The organism is Papillibacter cinnamivorans DSM 12816, assembly GCF_900176335.1.
Taxonomy (GTDB): Bacteria; Bacillota; Clostridia; order Oscillospirales; family Oscillospiraceae; genus Papillibacter; species Papillibacter cinnamivorans.
In genome coordinates, this window is record NZ_FWXW01000008.1 from 67,398 (window position 1) to 85,997 (window position 18,600).

Consider the following 18,600-nt stretch of genomic DNA (forward strand, 5'->3'; position numbering starts at 1 on the left):
TCCCCGGCGGGGAGCGGCCGTGCGGAACCGTCCGGCGGGACGGTTTGTTACTACTATCCGAGGTATTGAATTCGGCGGTCCGCCCGCCTTACAAAGCGGCAGCGGCAGGCTTTATGCGTGTTTTTCTTTGGAGAAAAATATAAAAACAAGTCTGCGGCGGTGGAGAAGCTTTTATGAGGAAAGACAAAATTTCAAACGCAGTAATCCGCCGCATTCCCAGGTATTATCGGCATGTGGACGATCTGTATTACAACGGCGTGGTTCGTATTTCTTCCAGTTCCCTGGGCCGCATCATGGGGCTCACCGCCTCCCAGATCCGCCAGGACCTGAGCTGTTTCGGGGAATTCGGCCAGCAGGGCTACGGGTACAATGTGGAAAAGCTGCGCAGCGAAATCGCGGAAGTACTGGGAATGAACAAACAGTATAAAATCATCATCATCGGCGCGGGCAACCTGGGCCGCGCCCTGATTCAAAACTTTTATTTCGCCAAAAGCGGCTTTATTCTGGACGCGGCCTTCGACGTGGCTTCCGACGTCATCAACACGGAAATCAACGGCGTGCACGTACATCACATTGACGCTCTGGAGGACTATGTGGTGGAATGCAAGCCGGACGTGGCGGTGCTCACCGTGCCGCGGAGCGTGGCCCAGAAAACGGCAGAGCGCCTGGTAGGCCTCGGAGTGCGCGGGCTCTGGAATTTCACCAATATCGAACTGAACATCCGGGATGCCAACGTGAAAATCGAAGACGTGCACTTTGCGGACAGTCTTCTCACTCTCAGTTATATGATTGCGAACCGGGATACTCCGTAAACGTACAGAAAGGGTTCACCCATGAAGAAGCTATTGGTTATTCTTCCGGCCGTTCTGGGGCTGCTCCTTCTATTCGGGCACACCTTTGCCGCCCCGGGCTCTCAAAGCGACCCTCTTATTTCGCTCAGCTACATAACTGACACCTATCTGCCATCCCTCTCGGCCACCATCGAGGGACGAATCACCGCGGCCGGGAACACGGTTTACGGCAGTTCCAGCCAAAAGCTTACGGCGCTGGTCCAGGAGTACAGTCAAAAGCTGGACGCTCTGGCGGTGCAGAGCGCCTTCGCTCCGGAATTCATCCAGACCAGGGTCAAGTCGGGCGACGCCCTTACGGGCACCACCGGCACCGGATTCGTGCTGCTGGCGGGAAGCGTGAACGTCACTTTTTCCTCCGGCGCGGTGATAAACGTGAGCACCGGGACGGAGATCCTCTCCGGCTCCAGCCTTGCCGCCTCCCAGCGGTATCTCGTGGCCGAATACACAACGGCGGTGTTCACCGTTTCCTCGGATACGGCGGTGGTGGAATACGAGGGCAATTACTCCTTTGCTTCCAGCACCGGGACCGACTATAACGCCATGGCGGACGCCCTGAAGCTTCTGGGGCTCTTCCGGGGCGGAGACACGGGATACGGCTCGGGATACATGCTGGAGAACAAGCCCAGCCGCGTCGAGGGGCTCATCATGTTCATCCGCCTGCTGGGGGAAGAGAACGAAGCCCTTTCCTATGCCGGCACTTCCCCCTTCAAGGATGTGCCCTCCTGGGCAAGTTCTTATGTAAACTACGCGTACAGCAAAGGTTATACCAACGGGGTATCCTCCTCCCTCTTCGGGACTTATAGCACCATCACCGCCCCGGAATATATGACCCTCATCCTGCGTTCCATGGGATACAGCGACGCCTCCGGGGATTTTACATGGGACACTTCCCTTTCCTACGCATACAATAAAGGACTCCTCACCTCCGGCGAACAGGCCCTCCTGGCAAGCAAGACTTTCTACCGGGCCCAGGTGGTCTACGTTTCCTACTATTCCCTGGACGCGGCCCTGAAGGACGGCAGCGGGACCCTGCTGCAGAAGCTGATCGCCAAAAGCGTGTTCGGCGAAGAAGCTGCAGCGCAGGCGCGGGCCAAAGTCACCTCCTCCCGCATCGCCTGAAGGCTGCGTATCACCTGTTTGCACCAAATCACGTCTCTTGAATACTATGGAGTGAGACCAGTCGGCGATTGGTTTTAGTCAGTAATCAGGAGGTACTCAGTATGGGTTGCAATCAGGGTGGGTTCTTCGGCGGCAATAACTGCTGCTGCTGGATCATCATCATCCTCGTCGTCCTCTTCTGCTGCTGCGGCGGCGGTTGGGGCGGCATGGGCTGCGGCGGCGGCTGCGGCGGCGGCTGTGGATGCGGCTGCTAATACCTAGAAGCACATACCTGAACCCGACAAAAAAACCGGAAGGCGAGGCCTTCCGGTTTTTTTACTCCACTGAAAAACATGTTTTTCAGCGGGTGCGGAAGTTGGTCAGCGTTTCTTCGGAAACGCGCAAAGTGTGCCCCGGGGAAAGTGAATTTCCCCGGGGCACGGGATTTCATCTTTTGCGTCTTTTGGTCACGGAGCGCAACGCGAAAGCCGCAAAAGCTTTTCGCTTCCGCGAAAAGGACGAGAGCCAAACGCAGGGTACTATACCGGGCTTTGCCCGGATTCGATACCCCCCCGTCTTCGCACAGCGAAACAGCTCTTTATTCTTTCGGGATCTCCAACAGCAGCTCCTCCAGGGGAAGGCGGGGCCGTGGTTTGGGATCCTCGTCGGGAACACCCGCCGCCACCAGGGCCAGGACCACGGTGTTCTCCGGCAGCTTCAGGTATTCGGCTATTTTTTTAGGTTCCATCCGCCGGATGATGCAGGTGCCCAGCCCCATGGATACCGCCCGCAGGCAGATGTTTTCAATGGCGAGGCCCACGTTCATCATGGAATAAGGGATGAAGGCCTTCAGGTCCTCTCCCTGGGACATCTTGTACTGGGAGTAGTTTTCCATCGCCTCCCGGGACATGACTCCTGCTTCCACCAGCTCCTCCAGGCGGGGCCGCATCCTTTGGGTGTAAGCGGTGAGATCGGCACAGCAGACCAGGACAGCTCCCGCCGCGCTTACGAACCTCTGATTGTAGCACAGCTCCTGCAGCTTTTCCTTGGTCTTCTTTTCTGTGGCCACGGCAAAGCGCCAGGGCTGGAGATTGGTTCCCGAGGGTGCCAGGCGCGCTGCATCCAGAAGAGCGCGAATCTGCTCGTCGCTGAGGGGCAGGTCCTTATACCTGCGGATGCTCCTTCTTTTTTCTATGGCCTCCAGTGCTTCCATATACATGCTCCTTTCGATTCCGGACGGTTCTCCCATATTCCTGTATGGGAGCATTCTTCTGGTTTTTAGTATAGCATGAAATTCCATCGTAATATACCGTGAAATCCTGCGGAAAGCGCCGCCCCCACCGGGGCAGCCATCTTTTATCGAATCATATCTTAAAGGTTTCAAAGGGGTTCTGGACGGGAACTGCGCGCTCCCCGCTGGGGGTAACTTTTTGTTTCTGCAAAAAGTCACCAAAAACAGACCAAGAGGCTCCGGCCTTTTGGCATCTCCACAAGAAGGGTGTTCCTGTGGGCGCTCTTAATACGTAATTGACTATCGGTAGTTTCAGACGCACGAACTGCCCGAGGCCAAGAAGTCTCTATTTAGGCCCGCGATCGGAGCTCTCCGGATTTGGGTTTGTGGTGCTTAATGAATCTGTGAAAACGTACTTTATGCGACGTTTCAGAGGATTTTCCCTTTCGAAAGTTTTCTTCCATGGGACTTTTCCCTCCGCGGAGCGCGCGCCTCCGCGTATTGACACGGGGAGGCGGGGGGCCGTATAATGGCAGGAAAGCGCGCATTTTCGTTTGTCCGGAGTTTCGGGAGCGGATGCAGCAGTTAATAGCTGTGTCTGTTTCGGTCGATCCGGTCGGATACTATTGGGTCATAGAACAAGGAGGCAGCATATGGCAAACGGAGAACTTTCCTGGAAAGGGAGGCGGCGCGGCGCCGGCATCCTGCTGCACCCTTCTTCTCTGCCCGGTCCTTTTTCCGTAGGTACCTTCGGGGAATCGGCGTACCGGTTCGTGGATTTTCTGCGGGATTCCGGGCAGCGTTATTGGCAGATCCTCCCCCTCAACCCTTTCGGAACCGGCTTTTCTCCCTACCAATCTCCCTCCGTCTGGGCCGGATGTCCGTTGTACATCGACCCCGACCTGCTTGTAAATGACGGACTTCTCACAGCGGACGAATGCTGTTCCGCCCAGGTCGGATCGCCGGATCTGGCGGACTACGCCCTGGCGCAGGAGCGGCAGGAGCCCCTTCTTCGTCTTGCCTTTTCCCGCGGCAGAGAAATGCTTTCCCGTGAGGTGGCGATTTTCTATCGGGAAAACGGGGGCTGGCTTTCCGACCATGCGCTTTTTTCTGCGGCGCAGCGGCATTTCGGCGGCGCAGCCCTCCAGGACTGGCCAGACGGGGCGCTTCTCCGGCGGGAACCGGGAGCTCTAGGGTATTGGCAGCGTGAGCTGGCGGAGGAGATATCTTTTGAGGTTTTCCTTCAATTCCTGTTCTTCCGCCAATGGAGGGCCCTGCGGGAATACGCGAATCAAAACGGGATTTTCATCATCGGAGATCTTCCCATCTATTGTTCCTCCGACAGCGTTCAGGTCTGGTCCCGCCCGGAGCTCTTCCGGGTGGATGAACATCTGCGCCCGGAGGCATACTCCGGCGTTCCCGCGGACGGCTTTTCCCCTTCGGGACAGTTCTGGGGAAACCCTTTGTACCGATGGGAGGCCCATGAGAAGAGCGGTTTTTCCTGGTGGCGCGCCCGTCTCCGGCATGCGCTCACTCTGTGCGATATCGTCCGTCTGGATCACTTTCGGGGCTTTCACAGCTACTGGGAGATTCCCCTGGAGGCGAAGGCGGCGTCGGAGGGCTTTTGGCGAGAAGGTCCCGGGGAGTCTTTTATTTCCCTCCTGCGGGAAGAGGCTTTCGGAGCGGGGTTTATCGCCGAGGATCTGGGGGACCTTTCCCCGGAGGCAAGGCGCTTTACCGAAGACAGCGGCCTTCCCAGGATGCGGGTACTGACGGATGCCTTCGGGAGCGGACCGGACAACCCCTTTCTTCCCCACAACTGTCCAATCAATTCCATTATTTATACCTCCACCCATGACTCTCCCACTTTTCTGGAGTGGTACCGTGAAGCTTCCCCGGACGCGCGCCAATTCGCTTCGCGTTATCTTCGTCTCCGCCTGGAGGAGGGGATCTCCTGGGGTGCCGCCGCAGGCGCCTGGGAGTCGTCTTCGGTGCTGTCCATGGCTCCCATGCAGGATATCCTGGGTCTCGGGGAAGATGCCCGCATGAACCGTCCCTCCACGGTGGGAGGCCGGAACTGGCGCTGGCGCGTCCGCCGGGAGGCCTTCAACGCAGAGGTTTCCTCCCGGCTCCGGGAGCTTACGGAAATTTATGGGCGGCTTTGATCTGCCATATTTACGCAGAAAGGAACTTTCACTTATGTCCAATTCCATCGACACGGTAAAAGCCTATTTCGCCTCTTTGGGCCGGACGGAAGAGATCCTGGAATTTTCCGTCTCCAGCGCCACCGTGGAGCTGGCGGCGCAGGCCCTGTCCGTGGAGCCCGCCATGATCGCCAAAACCCTCTCCTTTGAATCCGGGGATGGCTGTCTTCTGCTGGTAGCGGCAGGGGACGCCCGGGTGGACAACGTAAAATTCCGGGGTGAATTTGGCTTCAAGGCCCGGATGCTCTCTCCCGACAGGGTGGAAGCCCTCACGGGCCATACTCCCGGCGGTGTCTGTCCTTTCGCTCTTCCCCAAGGGGTGCGGGTATTCACCGATATTTCCCTTCTCCGCTTTCCGGCGGTATACCCCGCCTGCGGAAGCGATCACTCCGCCGTCCGGCTTACCTGCGATAACCTCTTCACCCTGTCCGGTAGCCTCAAGTGGGTAGATGTCTGCAAAGGGTGGCCGGCGGAGCCGCTTGCATCTGATCCGTGATACCGCTTCAAGAGGTAATTCGTATAAAACAACCACGGCCGCACCGTTTCAAAAACGGTGCGGCCGCGGCTACTGTGGATTCACCGCGAAGCAATCGGCACAAATCACTTCCGGCAGCAAAGAAGAATACAAAATATAGTCATATACGGAGGTTGGGAGTACCTCCGCAAAAGAAGCAGCGTTTCTCAGAAAACCGCGGCAGAAGGGTTTTCAACAGCCGCCAGACGCAGTTAAAACTTACCGTGAAGCTTCAGCAGCTGGACCAGCATCTCATCCCGGAACCGGATGATCTCCTCATTTGTCCTGCCCTGTTCGGGGGAACGGTTTTTCATTTCCTCGTCCACTCCCGCCTGAGCGATATCGGCCCACTCGTCAGGAATCTTTTCCCATTTTGCCATATCCGGCAGCCACATAGCGTTTGAGGGGGCCACCAGATTATTAATCATTCCCCGAATTCCCTGGTTTCCGCCTCCCAGCTGGAAGATGAGATTGGGACCCATGATCCCATATCGTAAACCCGGACCGTAGAGAAGCGCCTTGTCCGCGTCCTCCACGGAGCACACTCCTCTCAGCACAAGGTCCACCATTTCGCGGTACAGTACCGATTGGAGGCGGTTGGAAATGAAACCTAACGCTTCCTTTTGCAGGATCACCGGTTCTTTCCCGATTCCTTTATAAAAACCATATGCACATTGCAGGGCTTCGGGACTGGTCTTTTCCCCTTTTGTCATTTCCACAAGAGGGATCAGGTGCGGCGGATTATACGGATGGGCACCCAGGCAGCGCTCCGGATGGCGGGCTTCTTTCGCAATCTCCGTGATGAGCAGCCCGGAGGTGCTGCTGGCGAATATGGCTTCGGCGGGAGCGTCTTTTTCTACTTCGCTGAGAATCTGCCGTTTGATCTCATACCTTTCCGGTCCCGACTCCTGAATAAACTGCGCATCCCGGACAGCGTCCCCTATTACGGGCGTAAGAGAAAGCCTGGATGAGATTTCCTTTCTCTCATCCGAATGGATTATTCCCTTTTCTTCAAAGAAATCCAGATTCTTATCGATCCTGGCATTCCCGGAGGCCAGAAATTCCTCTTTCACGTCGTAGAGATTTACCTCAAGCCCTTTAAGGATAAAATAGGTTGCCCAACTGGCTCCGATCAGCCCCGATCCAATGCAGGCAACTTTCCTGATCTTCTCCGCGTCCATATCTGCGCCTCCTTATCCAAATTGCATCTGTTATTATTTTAAGCAAGTTTCGTGCCATTTCCAGAAATTATCCGAAAAAAACGCTCAAGAGGCTTATTTTCAGGCTTTTCATGATTCTATCTTCAATGGGCAATGAAAAAGCATCCCCCGGGGCTGTAGATGATTTTCTACAGTTCCGGGGGGATTATTTCTATCCGGGTTTCAATGCATTGGAGAGAAAGGTATCTCTCCCTCTGTAGCCATTTTTCTACTATTATTACCAGTGTATCTATTTCTCTACACTATATCTTCCTGCAGTCGATCCCATAGCTCTTTAATTTTTTATACAGGGCGGTCCTGTGGATACCCAGATGCTCCGCCGCGAGGCTCCTGTTTCCTCCCGCCGCCTGTACTGCGTCGCGGATGGCGGTGATTTCCGCCTGAGCCACAATGTCGCTGAGCAGCCTGTTTTCCAACTGTTTCCGGCTTTGGTTCCCTGCGCTGATGGTTTCTGGGAGGTCGCTCACGTCGATGATCCCATCTATCGTCACATTAGCCGCCCTTTCCAGCACATTTCTCAGCTCCCGCACATTTCCCGGCCAGTCATACTGTTCCAGGTCCGCTATCGCCCGGGGTGTGATAGTCTTGAAGAGCGGTCCGACCCCCTGAACCTGCCGTTCCAGAATATCCTTGCACAGCAGGGGGATATCCTCTCTGCGGTCTCTCAGGGGCGGGAGGGCGATATCCACCACGTTTAGCCTGTAATACAGATCCTTGCGGAACAAGCCCTTTTTCACCAAATCGGCAAGATTCTCGTTGGTGCTTGCGATCACTCGGATATCGATACCGATACGCTCCTTGCCGCCGATCCTTTCGATCTCCCTCTCCTCCAGCACCCGCAGCAGTTTCGACTGCATGGCATAAGGCATGGATCCGATTTCGTCCAGCAGGACGGTCCCTCCGTTGGCCAGTTCCAGCTTCCCGATCTTTCCTCCCTTTTTGGCTCCGGTAAAGGCTCCTCCCTCGTAGCCGAAGAGTTCGGATTCCAGCAGTTCCTGGGGGATGGCAGCGCAGTTGATTCGGATAAAAGGCTGGTCCCGCCGGCGGCTTAAGCTGTGAATCGCGTGTGCGAAGTATTCCTTCCCCGTTCCGCTTTCTCCCCGGATCAAAACGGTGGAGGAGGACAGGGCCGCCTTCTGTCCTGTGGCAATCCATCCTTTCATGGCTTCGTCGCAGGTGATGATGTCCTCGAAGGTATAATGCGCCCGGTATGTGCTGCTGATCTCATTTTTATAACTGTCGATGGTGCTGGAAAGCTGCTTGATTTTCATAAAGGCGTCCTGATACTCCTGGAGATTCTTGAACATCACGACCCCCATGGCGCCGATCAACCGCCCGGCATGGAAGATGGGGTATCTGCGCCCGATCATGTCGTTTCCCCGGATGCGCTGGGTGGTGAACATCTCTTTTTTCCCCGTCCGTACCACAACATGGAGCCGGGTGTTTTCCAGAACCTCCTCCACCGGTTTTCCCAGCACGTCTTCCTCTTTGATGCCCAGAAGCCTTTCATAATGCCATTTTACAATCCGGGCCTGATCGTCCACCAGAACATAAGCCTGATATTCGCTGTCCAATATGTCCTTCAGGGTCTCCAAGCTGTCGGCGATAACGTCGATTTCCCTGGGAGGGCTCTCTTTCTCCTCTTCCCTGACGGCGAGGGTCCAGAACCGGCTTCCGGATTCAGACATGGCGGTTTTATATTCCACCGAAAGTGCTTTCCCGAAAATACTCAGGCTCTTCCTGCCGCTGCGGCCCTCTTCCGCATCCTCCAGAAAATGATGCTCCGCAAGGGTTTTCATCAGCGCCCCCTGTTCGTCCTCCGCGATTCCCATCAGTTCGCGGAAACGCCGGTTCGCCGTGGGATGCCCCTGCTCGTCCAAAAAAAGGACTCCTTCCGAGAGAAGGTCCAGCAGCCCTTCCAAATCCATCGCCTGATCGGTAAACATATCGTCTCCTCCGCTTCCTTCTGCGCCGCTTGGCAGATCTTCCTTCGGGCGAAATCCCATATCGCTTCGGCCTTCGCGGCCTATATGCCGTCCTTGCCGCTCCCCCGGGAGATATATTCATAGTAATCAAAGCGGGTGATCTCGGTAAAACCGCTGCTCCGGTACAGCCGGAGAGCAGCCTGATTTTCACTGTCGGCCTCCAGGGTAATATCCCGGCCGGGATACTCCCGGAGCTTTCCAAGCAGAAGCAGAAGCATATCCCTTCCGTATCCCATCCCCTGGTGCTCAGGCGCGATCCCCAGCCCGAAAATCGAGATCCCGTCTTCCCGGAGGCCCGCGTTGCACAGGCCGATCCGCTTCTCTCCCAGAAAGACGGAGAAGGTCCTGTTTTTCGGATCCTCCAGGGTTTTCCCCAGCATGGAAAGGGAAACCTCCGGGTCGCTGCCGAAAATCCGCACATCCAGGGCGGAAATCGCCTTCAGATCCCCAGGTCCTGCCTCTTCCAGGCGCAGCCGCCCGGGCGGTGCCGTTTCCGGAGCGCCTTCGAACTTCAGACGGTACTCAGAATGCTGCAGACGGCCTCCCAGGCGCCGTGCCGTCTCCTGTCCGTCCCGGCTCATTTTCTCACACACCAGAAGGATCCGGGAAACTCCGCAGCGCTTCAGTTCCGCTTCCGCTTCCCGCAGGAGAGCGGCAAAATACCCCCTGCGGCGAAATTCCGGATGAGTCACGGCATATACCTCCGCCTCCCGGGCCTCGGGCGCAAACACATTCAGAAACGACACAAGCCGCTCTCCCGCATAGAGCAGGAAGCAGCTTTTCATCCCGGGATTAAAATTCATCCATGTATTCAGGGGAATCGGCGTCGTCTGCCCGTCCCGGAGGCGGCAGGACTTCTCCAGCTCCCGCAGCTGCAGAATCTGGGCGTCCTCCGGGCGGTTTCGGCTTTTTATTTCCACTTTTCGTTTCTCTCTTTCCGTTTTTCAGCCTCGGATACAACCGCAGCCGTTATGCCGTTTCCCCGTCCAGGGCGTCGGCTATGGCCAGGAGGATCACCTTGCTGCTGTAAGTAGCTCCCGAAACGGCGTCCACCTGGAGGGACTGGGTACGTACTACCTCCCCCGGAATAGATTCCGCCGCCTGTCCTTTTCCGTTCTTGTGCTCCACCAGCCGGATGCCGGTTATGACATGGTTTTCCACGGTCACCTCTACAGTGGCCGAAACCGGAAACACCGAATACCGTCCCGTATAGGTGCCGTCCTCTATCCGCTGAAGGTCCGTCCGGGGAATTTCCGTCGTTTTCAGCGCGTCCAGATTCCCCTGGATCCGTCTCATGACAACCGTCCCCGTTATCGCCAGAGCCGCCGCAACGATACATACGATGAGCAGGATTTTGATTCCTTTTTTCACGCTTCCGGCCCTCCGCTTAAAACATCCCGGAAAGGAGCGCCACCGTCTCTGTCGTCTGCCTTTCCCGGAGCTCTTCATCCTTCCAGGTGATCATGCCAAATTTTCCGATCTCAGCGCCCTTTTCTCGACAGGCGTTTTCCATCTGGGCGATGCTGCGGCTGCCGCCCATCCATTTGGGCGTCAGATGCCGGGTAACAAAAAAGCCCGTTTTCTTCCCCTTAAGAGAACCGATCTGCTTAAGGTACAGCTTCATAGGCTGTGCCAGGGAGAACCCCTCTACAGGGCTTGCAAAAACGCACGCGTCGTAGGGTTCCACCGCGGGGGTCCCCGTCAAGCGGACTGCTCCGCCTTTCCCGGGGTCTCCGCCTTCTGCCGTAACCCGCTCCAGCCGAACTTCATGTCCGGCGGCCGCCAGAGTGTCCCGGAGCTTTTCCGCCACGGAAAGGGTATGCCCCGTGCGTGAAAAAACGATGATCCCGATTTTCATGATTCCGCCCCCTCCATTTTTTCGCCAGACGTTGTGTTTCTTTTATTGTATACCCGCCGTGCCCTTTCCGGCAACCGTTTCCCGGGGTTTTACACAGGCTTTACCCTACCCTTATAGGCAAACAGGGCGTTTCCCACGGAGATCATCAGGGCGATAAAAACGCAGATCCAGAAGCTCCGGATATACATCCCCGGCACAATCCAATCGGTGAGCCTCACCATCAGGGCATTGACCACGATGCTGAAGAGCCCGAAGGTCAGGAGCGTAATGGGAATGGACACCACCTGGGCCACCGGGCGGATCACCAGGTTCACGAGCCACAGGACGGTTCCGGCCCCCAGAATAATCATGCCCGGCCATGCAAACCACACCCCTCCCGGAAACAGGACCCAGGCCAGAAGCAGCGCCGCGCAGCAGATCAGCCATTTAGAAAACAGTCTCATATGCATTCTCCTTATAATACCATAAACGCGAAGCGTTTCCCGGTATCCGGCAAGATTCCGGTTCCGCCGGAAGGGCGGAACCAAATCGCACCGTCCGACCCGGTATCATAACCGATTACGGCCATTATACCACGGATATTTTAATATACATATCCTCGGTTTCCACTTCCGCCAGGCTCCAGCCTCCCGTTTCCGCCATAATGCCCAGCAGCAGCCCATGGGCGATGACAGCTCCGGATCGGATCGTTTTCAGGGAAACCTTGGGCTTTTCGTTTCCCGTTTTTCTCCTCTCTTGTGAAGAAGAAAACAACGCCAGGACGGACATCAGGTCGGCGATCTCGTCCGAAAGCATCAGAACAAGGAAAATCGGAAACGGCAAAGTGATGCGGAACGGGGTTTTCCCCCTCACGCTGAAGGATACTATCAGGAACATGGCGGGTCTTACCATATCGCACCTTTCCTTCCTGCGGAAATTCCTTCCGTCTCCGACTGCCGGTCCAGCAGAACCGGAACCGGCCGATCCACGGTAATTTCGCCGGGCTCCACACGGCACTGAAGGGCCCGGATTTCCACTCCTGCCGCCTGGGCCTCCCTCAGGGCAAAGCCGAATTCCGGCTGGGTCTCCCAATTGGGCATGAAGCGATCGGCGCAGTCCATCTGGACGATGAAGAAGACAGCCGCGCCGAACCCCTCGCCGGCGGCTCTCGTGAGTTCCCGCACATGACGCAGGCCCCGGAGGGTGGGCGCGTCGGGAAACCGGACGGTTCCGCCTTCCTCCAAGGTCACGCCCTTTACCTCCACAAGATGGACCCGGCTTTCCGTCTCCACCCGGAAATCCAGGCGTGAGGCGCCGTAAACCGTCTCCGCCCGGATTTTAGAAATTCCGGCAAGCCAGTTTTCCGTGGAAATCCATTCCCGGAACAGGCGGTTGGGAGCCTGGGAATCGATATTGATGAGCCGGTTTCCCTTCCGCACCGTCACCAGGTCGTACCGTGTTTTGCGTTCTCTTTTTTCAGAACGGCTCAGCCAAACCTCCGTGCCCGGCAGCAGAAGCTCTGTGCACCTTCCGGTGTTTTTCACATGGCATACTTCTTCCCGTCCGTCCAGCAATACTCTCGCGATAAACCGATTGGGCCGTTCCAGAAAGACTCCGGGACGAATGCTGTCATATCTCATGCCGTTTTTCCTCCCGGTTTTTTTATCCGGCAGCCCCGGAAGCTTCTTGCGGCGGAGCGTCCAAGTCTTTACTCCAGATAAATTCTGACTTTCGCCGCGTCTTCTCCCTCGGAATCGATGTTCACAAGGTCCTCTTCGGAGGCTTCCTGAATAGCCCCGTCCATATCCCGTATCATAGCGGCCAGGTCTACTCCGCTTTTATCCAGTTCCTCTTTGGCCTCCCTGGGCAAATTTTTCAGAATTACCGGGCCGAAGGTCTTGACCAACGACAGGGGGATGGCCACATTGACCTTCGCTTTTTTCGAATTTTCGTTGGAATCCACCAAAACCCTCAGCTTGGTGGGTTTTCTTCCCCGTCGGTCTTTCAACTCAACGGGCTGCGCCTTGTCTTCGCCCCGTTCCTTCAGGGCGTCCAGCAGCTTTTCCGCCTCTTCCACCGTGAGTTTTCCTTCGCTAACCATCGTAAGAATTCTCTCGCGCTCATTCATGCTCTTCTCTTCCTTTCTCGTCGGAAAAGTCGATCCGCCTGCCCGATAAAAGGGCGGCCGCCTCGTCGGCTGTGATCTGCTTCCGCTCCAGCATATCGAATATTTTTTCTGAGGGGACCTTTTCATCCTCGCGGGCCGTTTCCTCCGGATACAGCTGCCGTAAAAGTTCCTCCAGCAGTCCCCGGACAGTGGGATAAGAGATGGAAAGGGTTTTCTCCACTTCCCGGATATTTCCCCTGCTCTTTAAAAACGCATCCAGGAAGGTCTTCATCTTCTCGTCCAGGGCACAGAATTTGCACGGGGCAAATTTCCCGCCGATTTCCGTGCGGCATTTGGGGCATGTCAGTTTCGTGATTTCCAGGTTTCCGGAACATACCGGGCATCTGGAAGGCATCGCGTAATCCATGGTATCACCTCGTGCTTAAAATTTATCATTATTATTTTACTTTGTCAATATTTTTATTGATTTTTTTAATTTTATTATTAATTATTTTAATTTTTTCCATGGATTGTTCTTTGCTTCTGCCGCTTTCCGCTTCGCCCATCAACTGTTAGTTTATCCCTTTCGTTACTGTTTTTTCTTGATCAATATTCCCGCATCTGATACTATATGCTCATAGGTGTTTCGATTCCCCGCGATTCACTTTTATAAAGGGTGATTTTCCGATGAAAAAGCGACCGAGGGATCCGGCCTTCGCGCTGTATGATAAATACCCTCCGTCCCCTTCCTGCTCCTGCGATATCTGTCGGGAGTACTGCCTCCGTCCCGGCTGGTGGACCGTTTCGGAAGCTCGGCGCGCCATGGTCCTGGGATACGGCGGGCGCATGATGCTGGAGTTCTCCCCGGACTTTTCTCTGGGGGTTCTCGCTCCGGCTTTCCGCGGCTGCGAAGGCTTTTTCGCGCTGAAAGAACATTCCCATTCCGGCTGCACTTTTTTATCCGACGGGCTTTGCCGGCTCCATGGGACCGGGCTCCAGCCATTGGAGTGCCGTTTCTGCCATCACGAGCGCATCGGATTGGGGATTCAATGCCACTCTGATCTGGAAAATAACTGGAATACACCGGACGGAAGGAACCTAGTTTCTTTATGGCTCAAACGAATGGGTCTTACATATCTATCCCCTTTAAGAAACCAAGGGGCGTCTGCTGCAAAACTGTAATTCTAATAATAAAGACCGGACAGATTTCTCTGTCCGGTCTTTGTGTTGGCACTACCTATTTTCCCGGGCCGTTTCCAGCCAAGTATTTTGAGCGCGGGCGAGCTTAACTTCCGTGTTCGGAATGGGAACGGGTGGACCCTCGCCGCAATCAGCACCAACTTACTTTTCTTCTGAAAAGAAAAGTAAGCAAAAGAAAAATCCACACAGGTTTTTCTTCTCTTTACCGTTCTTTTCGCAGGTGTCAGTATAGCACAATCTGCACTGTATTTCAAGGTTTTTTCGACAATAAAAAATGGTGACCCGTGGGAGAATCGAACTCCCGTCTCCGGCGTGAGAGGCCAGCGTCTTGACCGCTTGACTAACGGGCCGCAATGCTTCTTAAACCGGCAAATATGCAAAACAGCCGGGCTGTTTGTCATTTGGTGCGCCTTCAGGGACTCGAACCCAGGGCCCGCTGATTAAGAGTCAGCTGCTCTACCAACTGAGCTAAAGGCGCATACTTTCTTTGAAAAGAAAGTATGCAAAGAAGCTTTCATAAAGTCTTTGGCATATTTTCTCTGCAAAGCATTCATTATGGGATTCGCGCCACATTTCGAACCGCTCCGCCAGGCGAACCGTTTCTTTTGGGAACCGGAAGGGTGCCAGCGACGTACTGTACCTTCAAAACCGAACAATGGACTAAGCATTTCGGCAGGGCTACGAAAGAGCCTGCTAATTCGGGACTTAAGAAACCGGAGCATCCAACAGGGGGCCAGGGCTCGGAATCACTTCTCCGCAGCCTTCGCTCTGTTTTTCGCTTCGCTTCCTTTATCCCTTTGAGGTCAAGCCCTCGGCTTATTAGTACCGGTCAGCTGAACGTGTTGCCACGCTTACACTTCCGGCCTATCAACCAGGTGGTCTTCCTGGAGCCTTACCTCTTTCGAGTGAGAGATCTCATCTTAAGGAGAGTTTCACGCTTAGATGCCTTCAGCGTTTATCTCGTCCGTACATAGCTACCCAGCTATGCCCTTGGCAGGACAACTGGTGCACCAGAGGTACGTCCATCCCGGTCCTCTCGTACTAAGGACAGCCCCTCTCAAATCTCTAACGCCCGCAACAGATAGGGACCGAACTGTCTCACGACGTTCTGAACCCAGCTCGCGTGCCGCTTTAATTGGCGAACAGCCAAACCCTTGGGACCGAATACAGCCCCAGGATGCGACGAGCCGACATCGAGGTGCCAAACCTCCCCGTCGCTGTGGACGCTTGGGGGAGATCAGCCTGTTATCCCCAGGGTAGCTTTTATCCGTTGAGCGACGGCATTTCCACGCACATACCGCCGGATCACTAACTCCAACTTTCGTTACTGCTCGACCCGTCGGTCTCGCAGTTAGGCTGGCTTTTGCGTTTACACTCTGCGCACGATTTCCGTCCGTGCTGAGCCAACCTTTGAGCGCCTCCGTTACACTTTTGGAGGCGACCGCCCCAGTCAAACTGCCCGCCTGACAGTGTCCCCCGACCAGATTCATGGCCGCAGGTTAGAAAATCAGCAATTCAAGGGTGGTATCCCAAGGGTGACTCCACAAAAGCTGACGCCTCTGCTTCCAAGTCTCCCACCTATCCTGTACATGAATTACCGACTTCCAGTATCAAGCTGCAGTGAAGCTCCATGGGGTCTTTCCGTCTAGTTGCGGGTAACTGGCATCTTCACCAGTACTACAATTTCGCCGGGCGGGCTGTCGAGACAGTGCCCAAGTCGTTACGCCATTCGTGCGGGTCAGAACTTACCTGACAAGGAATTTCGCTACCTTAGGACCGTTATAGTTACGGCCGCCGTTTACCGGGGCTTCAATTCAAACCTTCGGATTGCTCCTAAGCTCTCCTCTTAACCTTCCGGCACCGGGCAGGCGTCAGCCCGTATACGTCATCTTTCGATTTAGCACAGACCTGTGTTTTTGGTAAACAGTCGCTTGGGCCTATTCACTGCGGCCCCATTGCTGGGGCTCCCCTTCTCCCGAAGTTACGGGGTGATTTTGCCGAGTTCCTTGACAACCCTTCTCCCGTTGGCCTTAGGATTCTCTCCTCATCTACCTGTGTCGGTTTGCGGTACGGGCGCCTTAGTATACACCAGAGCTTTTCTCGCCTCAAAGCATCGAAGACTTCCCTACTAAAATTTCGGTCCCTTACGCCCGGGTCAACCAACGCCCGGGTTCTTCTATCTTCAAGTGTCCCTCTGGTTTAAATGTCGGCGGCTACGGAATTTCAACCGTATGTGCATCGACTACGCCTTTCGGCCTCGCCTTAGCTCCCGGCTTACCTTGGGCGGACGAACCTTCCCCAAGAAACCTTAGATTTTCGGCCATTATGATTCCCACATAATTCTCGCTACTTATTCCGGCATTCTCACTCGTGCAAAGTCCACACGTGCTTACGCTCATGCTTCGCCCCGTGCACGACGCTCCCCTACCCCGTGGGTACAGATTTCAATCCATAAAAGCTTTCTTACGCCCCAGCTTCCAGCCAGGCGTTTCACGCCCTGCTTCTGCCAGGCGGATCGGAAGGTTGTTTGGCGCCGCCGCGAAACAACCCCGCGCTCTTTATGGTTTCAAATCTGTACCCACAGCCTAGTCTTCGGTTATACGCTTAGCCCCGTTGTATTTTCCGCGCAGAGTCACTCGACCAGTGAGCTATTACGCACTCTTTTAATGAGTGGCTGCTTCTAAGCCAACATCCTGGTTGTTTTTGCAACTCCACATCGTTTCCCACTCAGCGTATATTAGGGACCTTAGACGTAGATCTGGGCTGTTTCCCTTTTGACAACGAAACTTATCTCACGCTGTCTGACTGCTGTGAATCAATTATACGGCATTCAGAGTTTGATAGGGTTCAGTAACCTTATCGGCCCCTAGCCCATTCAGTGCTTTACCTCCGTTAATCTGTCACAACGCTAGCCCTAAAGCTATTTCGGGGAGAACCAGCTATCTCCGGGTTCGATTGGAATTTCTCCGCTATCCACAAGTCATCGCCGGTCATTGCAACGAACGTGCGTTCGGTCCTCCATTGAGTTTTACCTCAACTTCAACCTGCTCATGGATAGGTCACCCGGTTTCGGGTCTATTGCCACCAACTTCATACGCGCTATTCACACTCGGTTTCCCTGCGCCTCCGGTACTCAAGTACCTTAAGCTTGCTGGTGACAATAACTCGCCGGACCGTTCTACAAAAAGTACCTCATCACACATTAACGTGCTTTGAGTGCTTGTAAGCACAAGGTTTCAGGTTCTATTTCACTCCCCTCCCGGGGTCCTTTTCACCTTTCCCTCACGGTACTGCTCCTCTATCGGTCATCAGGTAGTATTTAGGCTTGGAGGGTGGTCCCCCCGGCTTCCCACGGGATTCCTCGTGTCCCGCGGTACTCTGGATCCGCGCCAGTACAAATCGGTTTTCGCCTACGGGGCTCTCACCCGCTATGGCCGGCCTTCCCATGCCGTTCGGCTAACCTATTGTACCTTATGCGCGTCCACAACCCCGGAGATATTGCTACCTCCGGTTTGGCCTATTCCGCGTTCGCTCGCCACTACTAGCGGAATCTCTGTTGATTTCTCTTCCTCGCCCTACTTAGATGTTTCAGTTCAGGCGGTTCCCTGCGTACGGCTATGAATTCACCGTACGCTGCCGCAGTATTAACCACGGCGGGTTTCCCCATTCGGAAATCTGCGGATCGAGGCTTATGTGCAGCTCCCCGCAGCTTATCGCAGCTTGTCACGTCCTTCGTCGGCTCCTGATGCCAAGGCATTCCCCTTGCGCTCTTACTTGCTTGACCTCTTGCGGCAGGGCGCACTTTGGATGCGCCTTGCCTGACAGCCCTGATTGCTCAGTTCTATCGGTCTTTCGAATTATGCAGGCTCTTTAGAGTTTGGCTACATTGTAATTGTTACCCTTTACCAGAACAGCTTTCGCCATTCTTTTAGTTCCACAATTAGTATTTACCCATTTTGAGCAATCGTTTGATTGCTCGCCTCTCTGTTGCCTTGCTTTAATACTTAAAATCCATTGTTCAGTTTTCAAGGTGCAGCGAACGGCGATTCCGTTCCGTCGCGGTTACCTGCTGACGGTCTGCGTTTTGCTTTGTCTCCGCTTCCGCCTTACCAAGCCGGTAACGCCCTGGTTTCTTTTCAGAAACCAAATCTCAATACTTGAGCGTCTCAAATACTGAGATTCGGCTTCCAACTGTTCCCTATTCGATTCCTTCGGGGTTTCGCGCTCCCTTTTCCCTTGCGCCCCATTTTCCCGGAGAAAAAAATGGTGGGCTCAAATGGACTCGAACCATGCTCCGACGTACCGCGTCCTTATACCTTCGGTGTAAGCGCTTCCGATTACTCCGCCCACCGT

General features: G+C 54.9%; 17 protein-coding genes, 2 tRNA genes and 2 rRNA genes. 6 read left to right on the forward strand and 15 right to left on the reverse strand.

The window, feature by feature from the left end:
- Positions 1 to 173 precede the first annotated feature (173 nt).
- From B9A13_RS11680 to B9A13_RS14320, 3 genes are all read left to right on the forward strand, one after another.
- Positions 174 to 812 (forward strand): redox-sensing transcriptional repressor Rex, encoded by a 639-nt coding sequence (locus B9A13_RS11680; protein ID WP_084235342.1) that lies wholly within the window; start codon positions 174 to 176, stop codon positions 810 to 812.
- A 21-nt stretch (positions 813 to 833) separates the two neighbouring features.
- Positions 834 to 1,970, forward strand: coding sequence for an S-layer homology domain-containing protein (locus B9A13_RS11685; RefSeq protein ID WP_084235343.1), 1,137 nt, complete (start codon positions 834 to 836; stop codon positions 1,968 to 1,970).
- A gap of 101 nt (positions 1,971 to 2,071) precedes the next feature.
- Positions 2,072 to 2,224, forward strand: coding sequence for a hypothetical protein (locus B9A13_RS14320; RefSeq protein ID WP_200809722.1), 153 nt, complete (start codon positions 2,072 to 2,074; stop codon positions 2,222 to 2,224).
- Positions 2,225 to 2,547: 323 nt separating this feature from the next.
- Here B9A13_RS14320 and B9A13_RS11690 read toward each other — a convergent pair whose 3' ends face one another.
- Positions 2,548 to 3,162 carry a nitroreductase family protein gene (locus B9A13_RS11690; protein WP_084235363.1) on the reverse strand — a complete coding sequence of 205 codons (615 nt, stop codon included), beginning with the start codon at positions 3,160 to 3,162 and terminating at the stop codon, positions 2,548 to 2,550.
- Positions 3,163 to 3,833: 671 nt separating this feature from the next.
- Between B9A13_RS11690 and malQ the strand changes: the two genes are divergently transcribed.
- Both malQ and B9A13_RS11700 read left to right on the forward strand, forming a co-directional pair.
- Positions 3,834 to 5,345, forward strand: coding sequence for a 4-alpha-glucanotransferase (gene malQ / locus B9A13_RS11695; RefSeq protein ID WP_084235344.1), 1,512 nt, complete (start codon positions 3,834 to 3,836; stop codon positions 5,343 to 5,345).
- Between the two features lie 34 nt (positions 5,346 to 5,379).
- The gene (locus tag B9A13_RS11700; RefSeq protein WP_084235345.1) at positions 5,380 to 5,880 is read left to right on the forward strand and encodes a YbaK/EbsC family protein; all 501 of its coding nucleotides are present in this window, start codon (positions 5,380 to 5,382) and stop codon (positions 5,878 to 5,880) included.
- Positions 5,881 to 6,110: 230 nt separating this feature from the next.
- On the opposite strand, the gene B9A13_RS11705 is transcribed toward B9A13_RS11700, so the two are convergent.
- From B9A13_RS11705 to B9A13_RS11750, 10 genes are all read right to left on the reverse strand, one after another.
- A complete protein-coding gene (locus B9A13_RS11705; protein WP_084235346.1) occupies positions 6,111 to 7,079 on the reverse strand; it encodes a 3-hydroxyacyl-CoA dehydrogenase family protein in 969 nt (322 codons plus the stop codon).
- Between the two features lie 281 nt (positions 7,080 to 7,360).
- The gene (locus B9A13_RS11710) at positions 7,361 to 9,064 is read right to left on the reverse strand and encodes a sigma-54 interaction domain-containing protein (RefSeq protein ID WP_242942852.1); all 1,704 of its coding nucleotides are present in this window, start codon (positions 9,062 to 9,064) and stop codon (positions 7,361 to 7,363) included.
- Between the two features lie 80 nt (positions 9,065 to 9,144).
- The gene (locus B9A13_RS11715) at positions 9,145 to 10,023 is read right to left on the reverse strand and encodes a GNAT family N-acetyltransferase (protein WP_084235347.1); all 879 of its coding nucleotides are present in this window, start codon (positions 10,021 to 10,023) and stop codon (positions 9,145 to 9,147) included.
- Between the two features lie 49 nt (positions 10,024 to 10,072).
- Complete coding sequence (locus B9A13_RS11720) at positions 10,073 to 10,474, reverse strand: FMN-binding protein (protein ID WP_242942853.1); 402 nt, start codon at positions 10,472 to 10,474, stop codon at positions 10,073 to 10,075.
- 16 nt (positions 10,475 to 10,490) lie between these two features.
- Entirely contained in the window at positions 10,491 to 10,961 is a 471-nt protein-coding gene (locus B9A13_RS11725; protein ID WP_084235349.1) for a flavodoxin family protein, read from the reverse strand.
- An 89-nt stretch (positions 10,962 to 11,050) separates the two neighbouring features.
- Positions 11,051 to 11,404 (reverse strand): phage holin family protein, encoded by a 354-nt coding sequence (locus B9A13_RS11730; RefSeq protein WP_159448129.1) that lies wholly within the window; start codon positions 11,402 to 11,404, stop codon positions 11,051 to 11,053.
- A 124-nt stretch (positions 11,405 to 11,528) separates the two neighbouring features.
- Positions 11,529 to 11,852, reverse strand: a complete 324-nt coding sequence (locus B9A13_RS11735) for a hypothetical protein (protein WP_084235351.1) — start codon at positions 11,850 to 11,852, stop codon at positions 11,529 to 11,531.
- On the reverse strand, positions 11,846 to 12,580 hold the full coding sequence (gene sfsA, locus B9A13_RS11740; RefSeq protein ID WP_084235352.1) for a DNA/RNA nuclease SfsA: 735 nt from the start codon (positions 12,578 to 12,580) through the stop codon (positions 11,846 to 11,848). The genes B9A13_RS11735 and sfsA overlap by 7 nt, the downstream gene beginning before the upstream one ends.
- Positions 12,581 to 12,648: 68 nt before the next feature.
- Positions 12,649 to 13,068, reverse strand: a complete 420-nt coding sequence (locus B9A13_RS11745; protein WP_084235353.1) for an SHOCT-like domain-containing protein — start codon at positions 13,066 to 13,068, stop codon at positions 12,649 to 12,651.
- Entirely contained in the window at positions 13,061 to 13,474 is a 414-nt protein-coding gene (locus B9A13_RS11750; protein WP_084235354.1) for a DUF2089 domain-containing protein, read from the reverse strand. Before B9A13_RS11750 ends, B9A13_RS11745 begins: the two co-directional genes overlap by 8 nt.
- Before the next feature lie 260 nt (positions 13,475 to 13,734).
- On the opposite strand from B9A13_RS11750, the gene B9A13_RS11755 reads away from it, so the two are divergent.
- A complete protein-coding gene (locus tag B9A13_RS11755) occupies positions 13,735 to 14,229 on the forward strand; it encodes a hypothetical protein (protein WP_084235355.1) in 495 nt (164 codons plus the stop codon).
- 43 nt (positions 14,230 to 14,272) lie between these two features.
- Here the strand turns inward: B9A13_RS11755 and rrf are convergent.
- From rrf to B9A13_RS11775, 4 genes are all read right to left on the reverse strand, one after another.
- Positions 14,273 to 14,388 (reverse strand): 5S ribosomal RNA (gene rrf / locus B9A13_RS11760).
- A 134-nt stretch (positions 14,389 to 14,522) separates the two neighbouring features.
- Positions 14,523 to 14,597 (reverse strand) — tRNA-Glu (locus B9A13_RS11765).
- A 52-nt stretch (positions 14,598 to 14,649) separates the two neighbouring features.
- Positions 14,650 to 14,725 (reverse strand) — tRNA-Lys (locus tag B9A13_RS11770).
- Between the two features lie 321 nt (positions 14,726 to 15,046).
- Positions 15,047 to 18,031: ribosomal RNA gene (locus B9A13_RS11775) — 23S ribosomal RNA — on the reverse strand.
- Positions 18,032 to 18,600 lie beyond the last annotated feature (569 nt).

Excerpts from the sequence above, each read along its gene's own strand:
- B9A13_RS11705 (WP_084235346.1), bottom strand. The coding sequence starts at position 7,079 with ATGGACGCGGAGAAGATCAGGAAAGTTGCCTGCATTGGATCGGGGCTG.
- B9A13_RS11755 (WP_084235355.1), top strand. The coding sequence starts at position 13,735 with ATGAAAAAGCGACCGAGGGATCCGGCCTTCGCGCTGTATGATAAATAC.
- B9A13_RS11725 (WP_084235349.1), bottom strand. The coding sequence starts at position 10,961 with ATGAAAATCGGGATCATCGTTTTTTCACGCACGGGGCATACCCTTTCC.
- B9A13_RS11710 (WP_242942852.1), bottom strand. The coding sequence starts at position 9,064 with ATGTTTACCGATCAGGCGATGGATTTGGAAGGGCTGCTGGACCTTCTC.
- B9A13_RS11750 (WP_084235354.1), bottom strand. The coding sequence starts at position 13,474 with ATGGATTACGCGATGCCTTCCAGATGCCCGGTATGTTCCGGAAACCTG.
- B9A13_RS11700 (WP_084235345.1), top strand. The coding sequence starts at position 5,380 with ATGTCCAATTCCATCGACACGGTAAAAGCCTATTTCGCCTCTTTGGGC.
- sfsA (WP_084235352.1), bottom strand. The coding sequence starts at position 12,580 with ATGAGATATGACAGCATTCGTCCCGGAGTCTTTCTGGAACGGCCCAAT.
- B9A13_RS11730 (WP_159448129.1), bottom strand. The coding sequence starts at position 11,404 with ATGAGACTGTTTTCTAAATGGCTGATCTGCTGCGCGGCGCTGCTTCTG.
- B9A13_RS11680 (WP_084235342.1), top strand. The coding sequence starts at position 174 with ATGAGGAAAGACAAAATTTCAAACGCAGTAATCCGCCGCATTCCCAGG.
- B9A13_RS11690 (WP_084235363.1), bottom strand. The coding sequence starts at position 3,162 with ATGGAAGCACTGGAGGCCATAGAAAAAAGAAGGAGCATCCGCAGGTAT.
- B9A13_RS14320 (WP_200809722.1), top strand. The coding sequence starts at position 2,072 with ATGGGTTGCAATCAGGGTGGGTTCTTCGGCGGCAATAACTGCTGCTGC.
- B9A13_RS11735 (WP_084235351.1), bottom strand. The coding sequence starts at position 11,852 with ATGGTAAGACCCGCCATGTTCCTGATAGTATCCTTCAGCGTGAGGGGG.
- B9A13_RS11745 (WP_084235353.1), bottom strand. The coding sequence starts at position 13,068 with ATGAATGAGCGCGAGAGAATTCTTACGATGGTTAGCGAAGGAAAACTC.
- B9A13_RS11685 (WP_084235343.1), top strand. The coding sequence starts at position 834 with ATGAAGAAGCTATTGGTTATTCTTCCGGCCGTTCTGGGGCTGCTCCTT.
- malQ (WP_084235344.1), top strand. The coding sequence starts at position 3,834 with ATGGCAAACGGAGAACTTTCCTGGAAAGGGAGGCGGCGCGGCGCCGGC.